At 41.6% G+C, this 9259-nt stretch carries 7 protein-coding genes; 3 read left to right on the top strand and 4 right to left on the bottom strand.

The window, feature by feature from the left end; all coding sequences use genetic code 11:
• Positions 1 to 308: 308 nt before the first annotated feature.
• Both FCN14_RS12890 and FCN14_RS12885 read right to left on the bottom strand, forming a co-directional pair.
• Positions 309 to 1085 (bottom strand): queuosine precursor transporter, encoded by a 777-nt coding sequence (locus FCN14_RS12890; RefSeq protein ID WP_138431679.1) that lies wholly within the window; start codon positions 1083 to 1085, stop codon positions 309 to 311.
• A 91-nt stretch (positions 1086 to 1176) separates the two neighbouring features.
• Complete coding sequence (locus FCN14_RS12885; RefSeq protein WP_138431678.1) at positions 1177 to 1890, bottom strand: N-formylglutamate amidohydrolase; 714 nt, start codon at positions 1888 to 1890, stop codon at positions 1177 to 1179.
• Positions 1891 to 2038: 148 nt separating this feature from the next.
• Between FCN14_RS12885 and FCN14_RS12880 the strand changes: the two genes are divergently transcribed.
• Positions 2039 to 2968, top strand: a complete 930-nt coding sequence (locus FCN14_RS12880) for a 2-hydroxyacid dehydrogenase (RefSeq protein WP_138431677.1) — start codon at positions 2039 to 2041, stop codon at positions 2966 to 2968.
• A gap of 56 nt (positions 2969 to 3024) precedes the next feature.
• Here FCN14_RS12880 and FCN14_RS12875 read toward each other — a convergent pair whose 3' ends face one another.
• Entirely contained in the window at positions 3025 to 4095 is a 1071-nt protein-coding gene (locus FCN14_RS12875) for a branched-chain amino acid aminotransferase (RefSeq protein ID WP_138431676.1), read from the bottom strand.
• Between the two features lie 171 nt (positions 4096 to 4266).
• On the opposite strand from FCN14_RS12875, the gene FCN14_RS12870 reads away from it, so the two are divergent.
• Together FCN14_RS12870 and FCN14_RS12865 are read left to right on the top strand one after the other, a co-directional pair.
• Entirely contained in the window at positions 4267 to 5622 is a 1356-nt protein-coding gene (locus FCN14_RS12870) for a M24 family metallopeptidase (protein WP_138431675.1), read from the top strand.
• 93 nt (positions 5623 to 5715) lie between these two features.
• Entirely contained in the window at positions 5716 to 6402 is a 687-nt protein-coding gene (locus FCN14_RS12865; RefSeq protein WP_138431674.1) for a uracil-DNA glycosylase, read from the top strand.
• A gap of 53 nt (positions 6403 to 6455) precedes the next feature.
• On the opposite strand, the gene ppc is transcribed toward FCN14_RS12865, so the two are convergent.
• Complete coding sequence (gene ppc, locus FCN14_RS12860; protein WP_138431673.1) at positions 6456 to 9245, bottom strand: phosphoenolpyruvate carboxylase; 2790 nt, start codon at positions 9243 to 9245, stop codon at positions 6456 to 6458.
• Positions 9246 to 9259 lie beyond the last annotated feature (14 nt).

Genomic DNA, 9259 nt, shown 5'->3' with positions numbered 1-9259 from the left:
ATGAACAATGTCTGTCCCGCCTAACTGCTTCCGTGGCGGCGCTCGGCCCTGTTTCAGCACTCAGTGCCTCCCAGTTCCGAAGCGATGCAAAGATAAACACTCTGCCGGACACTTCCAAATTTAATTTTAGCTCTTTTTTAGAGCCAAAAAAACGGGGTTGAGCAATTGTTGCTGTTGGGCTCGACCCCGTTTCTAAATTGGAATCTTAAGGTACGACAATTAGGGGGTTCGTGTCAATAAATATTTAAGTTTTTTTTAGGAAAAATAGGTAATCCCTACTGCCATTATATAAAGGGCATATTATGGAATTAGCCCCCCTCATATAAGCTGTAATCACTGGGGTCTTCTTCAAAATCCCGGAAGAGTTTGACCCCCAAATAACAAAGTGGCGTATCGATCAGTGCGAAAAGAAATTTGAAGACATATGAATTAAAAATTAAGATCACTAATTTCCCTATAGTGTCTACTTCTCTACCCAAATTTCCGGCTAAAAATAAAATGGTTAAAATTGCAGTAGAATCAACTAATTGACTAATTGTAGTTGAAGCATTATTCCGAAGCCACAAATGTTTACCGTTGGTAAAATCTTTCCAAAAGTGAAATAGTCTAACATCAACAGTTTGCGCAACCAAATAAGCAATCATACTGGCTATAGTGTTTCCTATCATAAATTCGTAGACCCCTTCAAAAAGCTGAAGACCTCCGCTCACTCCTCCTGTATTTGGCAACCAGTGATTAACTGACATCAAAAAGAGCATTAATACATTCATCCAGAAGCCAACCCATACAACCAGCTGGGCTTTTTTTCTTCCATATAATTCAGAAATGAGATCCGTTGCCAAAAAAGTAAAGGGATACGCGATTACGCCCACAGGCACACTCATTGTATAAATATCATTATCCCTTATAAGGGGTGGTACAATATCTAACAACCACGCAGGAAGTGCCACTGAAAAAATAGTTACAAACTTTGTGGTCCCTATTACATTTCCCAGTACCAATGAAGTAAGGAATATTCCTGCGAGTGATAAAAAAAGAGCATCCCTTTTATAACTGATCCCAGTTTGATTATTACTGCCGTTCATTTACGTTTATAATGTATAGTTGAATCTTTTTAGCCAAAGCAATTTGAGTAAAAGGTCATGCACTCAGAAAGTCTAATGAACAATCATTTTTTTACTTCTCAAAATTTTTAAAAGCAGATTTTAATGATATGGCTATCTGCTCTCGAATTCTGCTCCAAACGTCACTCCCAGTAGAATGAGCAAACCGTTGATTTACCTCAACTTCAACACCAATATATTCCTCTTCAGGATAATTTCTTCGTAATTTAGTAATAAAACCATCCATCGTTCCTTTATATGGCTGGTTCATTCGAAGCCGGAGCCCTTCATGGCGCTGGTCTAATTCCTTTCGCCATATTTCACAAAACTGTTTTCCATTTTTTCGTACCGGATCAAATAGAAAGCCGACATCTACATCGCGCTCCTCTCCTTCCCAGACCGGGGTGAAAGTATGAACCCCAACATGGATAGCTCGTTTTCCCTCATCAATAACTTGCTGAACTCTCTTCTTCACCTTTTGACGATGAGGCCGATAGTACTTCTCAAAGATATCTTCTTTAACACTTAACGGCTGCTCCTTCGTAAACTCCGAAAACAAAGTGGGGCTCTGTACTGATCGGTTTAAATCGACTAATAATCGTGTTACGGTATGCAAAAATGGTTCTTGCTCCATCTCTTCCGCGATGGTATTGGTAAGTTTCAATGCACCGATATCGATACCGCGGTGTGTATGTAACGGTTCTGTGTCATGTTCAAAAAGATGGCCATATTCCCCAGGCACTTCATTACCGGCATGTTCACAAGAGATGATCATTTGTGATCCCATCAGAAATAAAACTACTAATTAAATGAGGATTACTATTCTCTGCATTATATAAAACAGATACTTTCCTTTTCATTCCAAATATGCTCTAAAAACAAATACTATTTTTTATAACTTATCATCCAAATAAAATTCAACTAATATCATTTAAATGTCACTTATATTCGTTGCTCCTGATAGAAGTCTCTCTGCCTGGAAAGATGCTATTCATAAGGTAGACCCAAACCTGGACGTTGAAATATGGCCTCAAATAGATAACCCTAAACGAGTACAGTTTGCAGTCTGCTGGAATCAGCCCAAACATGTATTAGACAATTACCCTAACTTGAAAGCCGTTTCCTCTCTTGGAGCTGGCGTCGATCATTTGCTGGAAGATGATTTTTTACCGGCAGATGTTAACATTTGCCGGGTAGTATCTTCATCTCTTATACAACAGATGAAAGAGTATGTCTTGGGTACTGTTATTAGTATTCAACGTAACTTCGTCCACTACATCCGGCAAAAAGACCAGCAGCAATGGCAAGCACATACCCATCCCTTAGCATCAGACTTAGCCATCGGTATTATGGGCTTAGGCAAATTAGGGAAACCGGTGGCCCAACAACTTTCAGAGCTGGGATACCAAGTTAACGGCTGGTCCCGATCTCCAAAAACTATTGAAAACATTTCCACCTTTGCCGGCCGAGATGAATTCTCGGCCTTCCTTCAGAAAACACAAATACTGGTTTGCCTTCTGCCATTAACAGATGAAACAAATGGAATACTGGACCTGGAAACTTTAAAGCAGTTACAATCTCCTTCCTGGATTATAAATGTGGCCCGGGGTGAACACCTTGTGGACGAAGATCTCATTTATGCCTTGGATACAGATATAATAAAAGGAGCGTGGCTGGATGTATTCTCTGAAGAACCCCTACCTGATAGACATGCTTTCTGGAATCGCTCAAATATCATGATCACCCCCCATATTGCAAGTATCACCCAACCATCAGAAGTAGCAGACCAAATCGTGGAGAATTATAAAAGAGCACTCTCCGGAATGGAGCTTAACTATGAAGTAGATCGCCAGAAAGGATATTAAAAGTAGAAGAGCACTAAGTACTTCTACATACTCAGTATTCTTCTGTCACATAGATATCAAACCTTTATCGGTTGAGCCCAATCAAAGGGATCATCTATCTTACCTTGTTGGATTCCCGTAAGGGTATCATACAGTTTTTTTCCTACAGCTCCGCGTTCCTCGGTATCAAAAGTCACTGATTCTCCATCGTGGTGCACTTCCTTGACCGGAGAGATCACTGCCGCAGTACCTGCACCAAAAACCTCATCTAACACTCCGTCTCTACCTGCTTCCATAACTTCATCTATAGTTATACGACGTTCCTCAAACGGCATATCCCAATAGTCGGCAAGTTGTAAAATGGAGTCCCGGGTAATACCCGGTAAAATAGTACCATTTAATTCTGGTGTTACTAACACCCCATCAATAACGAAAAAGATATTCATGGTACCTACTTCTTCGACATACTTATGCTCTTTAGCATCGAGCCACAGCACCTGATCAAAACCATTTTCCTGTGCTTTTTTAGCTGGATAGAAACTAGCGGCATAATTACCTGATGCTTTGGCAAAACCAACGCCCCCTTTGGCAGCACGTACAAAATTTTGGGAAGAGGTCAAGCGAACAGCTTTATTATAATAAGCCCCAACGGGAGAAGTCATAATAAAAAATCGATAACTTTCTGCAATACTTGCTGAAATTACCGGATCAAAGGCACATGCCAAGGGACGAATATACAGGGTATTACCATCTTTCTTCGGAACCCATTTGTGATCAAGCTTAATAAGCTCTGTAAGACCTTCCATGAAGGTCTCTCTATCAAGAACCGGAATGCACATCCGCTCACAAGAACGAACCATTCGCTCATAGTTTTGTTCCGGACGAAAAAGGTTTATAGTCTCTTGATCAATATAGTAAGCTTTCATTCCTTCAAACACCGACTGTGCATAATGCAAAGTATTAAGTGCCGGAGTTACTTCAATATTGCCGAAAGGCTTTATTTCTGCCTCTTTCCAATAACCGTCGGAATATTCAACCTCAAGCATATGATCAGAAAAAACGCGGCCAAAGCCGGGATCATCCAGATTAACCTCAGTTAAACGGCTGTTTGATGTTTTTGTAATATTCAATGCAGTCTTGGTTGTCATATCTATTCATTTATTAAAACGACCATATAAAATACGGGGTTTTTGATAGAAAACCTCATTAAAAATAATATATGGAATACCTAAATGCTTAAACAGGAGTAAGTTGAAAAACTGCTACGCTTTCTGCTTCTTAAATATTCTTTATTAACATCTCATTAAAATATAATGTCTATGAATGCCTCTTCGCGCTGGTGCAGCCTGCTAGGAATTATTGCCATCTTCTTTTTTTTGAATACCTCTTTGGCTCAACAATCAAGCCCGCCGGGTATATTATCTATGCAAGAGCGAGCCGAAGTTCAAAATAACTGGCTTGAATACCGCCTTAATAATGTGGTTCCGAAGCTGATGCATCGCGAAAATATTGATATGTGGATCATTGATGCCCGTGAGTATAATGAAGATCCAGTTGTAAAAACCATGTTACCGGCGACTTGGCAATCGGCACGGCGACGTACTATCCTGATTTTCTGGGATAATGGGGAAACAGTTAAACGTTTAGCAGTCGCTCGCTATGATATCGGTGAGTTTTTTAAAACCGCCTGGGATAAGTCCAAGCAGCCGAACCAGTGGCAACGACTGGCTGATATTATAAAAGAACGTGATCCCCAAAAGATTGCCCTTAACTATTCCTCGACCTTTGCTTTGGCTGATGGTATAAGTCATTCAGAGTACGAGGCCTTAACAAATTCCTTACCTGAGAAGTACCAAAACCGCATTGTCTCCGGTGAAAATCTCGCTATTGGCTGGCTTGAAACTCGTACCAAAGCCGAAATGCAGGTGTACCCTATGATTTGTCATATTGCTCACGACATTATAAAAGAGGGATTTTCAGAGAAAGCAATACAACCGGGCATTACAACAACCAAAGATTTAGAGTGGTGGTACCGGGAACGTATCAGAGATCTTAACTTAACTGCATGGTTCCACCCAAGTGTGTCGGTTCAACGAGCAGCAGATCCGGATAACAGTTTTTTAGCTAATTTTTCTAAACGTCCTGATGCAAATATCATTCGTCAAGGCGATCTGCTGCATGTTGATTTTGGAATCACCTATCTAGGGCTTAATACCGATACCCAACAACATGCTTACGTACTTAAAGCAGGTGAAACAGAAGCTCCGCAAGGATTAAAAGAGGCCTTAGCTGAAGGGAACAAGCTGCAGAACATTCTTACCGGCAACTTCAAAAGCGGAAGAACTGGAAATGAAATATTAGCCATATCCAGAAAACAAGCTAAGGAACAAGGAATCACACCCAGTATCTATACACACCCTATAGGATATCATGGCCACGGGGCCGGACCTACCATCGGTCTTTGGGATCAACAGGAGGGCGTAGCAGGAAAAGGAGACTATCCACTCTACCCAAATACTGCGTATTCTATTGAACTTAATGCTACCGTGGATATCCCGGAATGGGACAAAAGCATTCGGATAATGCTGGAAGAAGATGCCTTTTATAATGGGAGTTCTGTACGGTATATTGACGGGCGACAAACTGAGCTGATGTTAATCCCAAGACAACAGTAACATTTGCTTTGTATAAAATGCTGAAATAAACTTCAGCATAACCAATTTTAGGAACTTCACTATATATAACAGTTTGTAACTTGCACACTATTTATGAACAGTATTGATACCCTCTTTGACCTCCTTTCCGATACACCGAACGGTGCTTTTTTTAATCCCTGGTACCAAAAAGATCCACAGCATGACCTCAATGAACAGGGGCCTGAGATTCGCCGAAAACAACTTCAGACCTATCTCAAAGAACGAATTGATACCGCAAAGTATCTTTTCATTGCTGAAGCACTGGGGTATCAAGGAGGTCATTTTACGGGCATAGCAATGACTTCTGAACGTATTCTCTTGGGACATCATAAACCTGTGCACGGTATTCCGGCAGATGGGGCCTTTACCGCCATTACCCCACAACGTACCAGCAAGCCAGAAATCAAGGAAAAAGGGATGTCGGAGCCTACTGCTACTATCATGTGGAAAGCGATCTACCAGCTTGGTATTGATCCCTATGAAACAGTGCTTTGGAACGCCCTGCCGTGGCATCCGTATGATGAAGATGATGGTCTACTTAGCAACCGCACTCCTACCGACAATGAACTTGAGAAAGGATACCCATCGCTACGAGCTTTTCTGGATATTTTTCCCGATGGACAACTTATTGCAGTCGGCAGAAAGTGTGAGCAAAGTCTCGACGCTTTTGGCATTGATTCTTATACACCGGTACGACACCCTGCCAACGGTGGAGCTCCTAAATTTCGCCGCCAAATGAAAGAGTTAATTAAAAATTAGGAATTAAACGTACCAAACTTCATTCATAATCCTCCATTCTAAACTCCCTTTTGCTACCCTGTGCTTTGCATGGCAGCAGCTACACCGTTAATACTTAAGAATAGTGCATTGCGCAGGTCATCCTCTTTCTCTACCTGCTTTGTTTTCCATCGTTGCAGCAGCTCAGTTTGCATCATATTCAGAGGATATGTAAACGGATTTCGGAAACGAATCGATTTCTTAATTACCGGACTATTATCCAAAATACGGGTTTGCCCTGTTATTTGGGTAATAGCCGTTGCAGCCTTTTCAAAATCTTCGGTAATACGACGATGGAAACTACCATCATCGATGTCCTCATAAATATTAGCTGTGGGAATATGCGTACGGGCCATTTCTCGCTGGGCATTGTCGAGCACGGTTTTAAAAAAGATCTCCTCCTTATACCATCTTTGTAGCTTCTCCAACTTATCTACTTGTCCAATCAAGGTGTGCAGCACTTTGCCGATCCCAAACCAACCGGGCACATTATAACGCACCTGCGTCCATGCAAACACCCAGGGAATGGCACGAAGGTTTTCAAAGTCAGCGGCCTTGGCACTGCCCCGAGATACCGGGCGAGAGGCAATAGGCAATCTACTTATGTGTTCAATAGGCGTTTTGGCAGTATACCAATCCCAAAAATCCTTGTCATCAATGAGATTACGATACCGTAGCATAGATCTCGTTGCTAACTGCTCCATAGTCTCATTAAATTGATCCTGATCCAGATATGAATCCTGCTCTGAAACAGTAACCCTAATCATGGCATTGACAATCTGTTCAAGATGCCGTCGTGTGATGGGAGCCAGTGAATATCGGAATGAGATCACCTCTCCCTGTTCGGTAAAACGAATACGTCCATTATTACTGATTGGCGGTAATGCAAGTATCGCCTGATTAGACCGGCCTCCGCCACGTCCTACGGTTCCCCCTCGTCCATGGAATAATCGAAAATCAACCTCATATTCTCTGCACACTTTACCTAAGCTTCGTTGTGCTTTTTCAAGGGCCCAATTTGCCATCCAATACCCTCCATCTTTATTACTGTCGGAATATCCAAGCATAATTTCTTGGAGGTTATTACGTGCTGCAAGCTGTTGTTGATAAAGTGGACTTTCAAATATTTCGGTCATTAACCTGCCACACTCTTCCAGATCTTCTATTGTCTCAAAAAGAGGTACTACATCAATTTTGCTTTCGACAGAAGCAGCATTATAGCTCCAAAGCCCTACCTCTTTAGCCAATATAAAGACCTCCAGCATATCACTTACCCCGTGCGTCATGCTGATGATATAATTACCAATGCATTGACTATCTAACTGTAGCATTCTTCCTATAATCTCAAATACCTCCAGCATTTTGGCAGTATCATCCGTAAGCTGCGCATGCACAGGTGAAAGAGGACGCGGGTTTTTCAACTCTTCAGTAAGCAAAGTTACCTTTCTATCTTCAGAAAGTTGTTTGTAATGCTCGGTAACCTTCCCAACATTAAGTAACTCTGCTACGGCATTCTCATGTTTGGCACTGTGTTGACGAATATCCAAGGCCGCCATATGAAAGCCGAACGTTTTAGCCCGCAGTAACAAGTGATTGAGCTTTCCCTGTTTTGCCACACTTTCTAATCCGGAGTTCGTCAGGCTTTGGCGAATCATTTCTAAATCAGTAATAAAGTCTTCTGCCCTATATTTTTGCCCCTCCTTTAGAATACCTGCAGCATTTTCGGAATCAGCTGCTTGTATTTGATGCTCCAGTTTATGCATCATATGAGTAACCTTACGGCGATACGGCTCCTTATCGTACAGTCGCTGATAGCGTTCAGATAAGGGATATTGCTGCTGTTCCTTCTCCAGCGAATCCTTCAATTCATTAGTAATGGTATACTTATTCTGTGAAATGCTTAAATAGCGACGTAATTCATTCAGTTCATTAAGATAAAGATCCAACACATTTTGGCGCTGTTCCAAAATGGTCTGCCAGGTAACATCCGGTGTAACATTTGGATTACCATCACGGTCGCTGCCAATCCAAGATCGATAACGCAGGATGGTATCAAAGTCTGGCACTTTTTCATAATACATCTCAAAGGCATGACGAAGGTCTTCATAAAGTACAGGAATGGTCTCCCATATTGCATTACGGAAATAAAACATCCCATTTTCAACCTCATCCTCAACCGTAACCTTCCCAGTTCGCACTTCATCAGTTGCCATTAACAAATGGATTTCATTAAAAATATCCATTTCCATCTCTTTACGTTCATGAGGGGTCAAATCCTCTTGACGCAGCTGCTCAATCATTTCTGTAATACGTTGCTGCTTTATAAGCACACTATGCCTGCGAGCTTCAGTAGGATGTGCCGTTATTGTTGGCTGAATATCGAGCTTAGCAACAACACCAGCCGCTTCATCAGCACTATATCCCTGTTCCTTGAGATAATAAATAGCTTCTGTAATACTTTCGTTGCGCGGCGACTCAGGGTCATTATGGATGGCACGTTCCCGATTAATACGTGTAATCTCCCGCTGTTCCTGCGAATTCATCAGGTGAAAGAAGATGGTATAGTACCGTAAGAATTTAGCAATCTGGTCTATAGATAGCGCTTCAATTTCCTTTTGCAGTTTACTTAATACTTCTGTGTTTCCCTCATCAAAAGCCTGTGCAGCTAACTCTGGAAAGGTCGTTAACATCTCTAAGAACTCATCCTCCTCTTTGTCACCCACAATCTCTTCCAGGAAATGAGTCAACAGTTCAACCTGTCCGGCTAACTGTTTACTAATTCCAGTTTTCTCTCCAAACGTTTCAATTAATTTTTCCCAGTGCATCAATTTGATATTTT

The organism is Fodinibius saliphilus (assembly GCF_005869845.1).
In the GTDB taxonomy this organism is placed as follows: domain Bacteria; phylum Bacteroidota; class Rhodothermia; order Balneolales; family Balneolaceae; genus Fodinibius; species Fodinibius saliphilus.
Note: the sequence above shows the minus strand (reverse complement) of the source record. Positions and strands in the feature narration are given on the sequence as shown.

What these genes read in the sequence shown, in the direction of transcription:
- FCN14_RS12890 (WP_138431679.1), bottom strand. Translation starts at nt 1,085, where the DNA reads ATGAACGGCAGTAATAATCAAACTGGGATCAGTTATAAAAGGGATGCT.
- FCN14_RS12885 (WP_138431678.1), bottom strand. Translation starts at nt 1,890, where the DNA reads ATGGGATCACAAATGATCATCTCTTGTGAACATGCCGGTAATGAAGTG.
- FCN14_RS12880 (WP_138431677.1), top strand. Translation starts at nt 2,039, where the DNA reads ATGTCACTTATATTCGTTGCTCCTGATAGAAGTCTCTCTGCCTGGAAA.
- FCN14_RS12875 (WP_138431676.1), bottom strand. Translation starts at nt 4,095, where the DNA reads ATGACAACCAAGACTGCATTGAATATTACAAAAACATCAAACAGCCGT.
- FCN14_RS12870 (WP_138431675.1), top strand. Translation starts at nt 4,267, where the DNA reads ATGAATGCCTCTTCGCGCTGGTGCAGCCTGCTAGGAATTATTGCCATC.
- FCN14_RS12865 (WP_138431674.1), top strand. Translation starts at nt 5,716, where the DNA reads ATGAACAGTATTGATACCCTCTTTGACCTCCTTTCCGATACACCGAAC.
- ppc (WP_138431673.1), bottom strand. Translation starts at nt 9,245, where the DNA reads ATGCACTGGGAAAAATTAATTGAAACGTTTGGAGAGAAAACTGGAATT.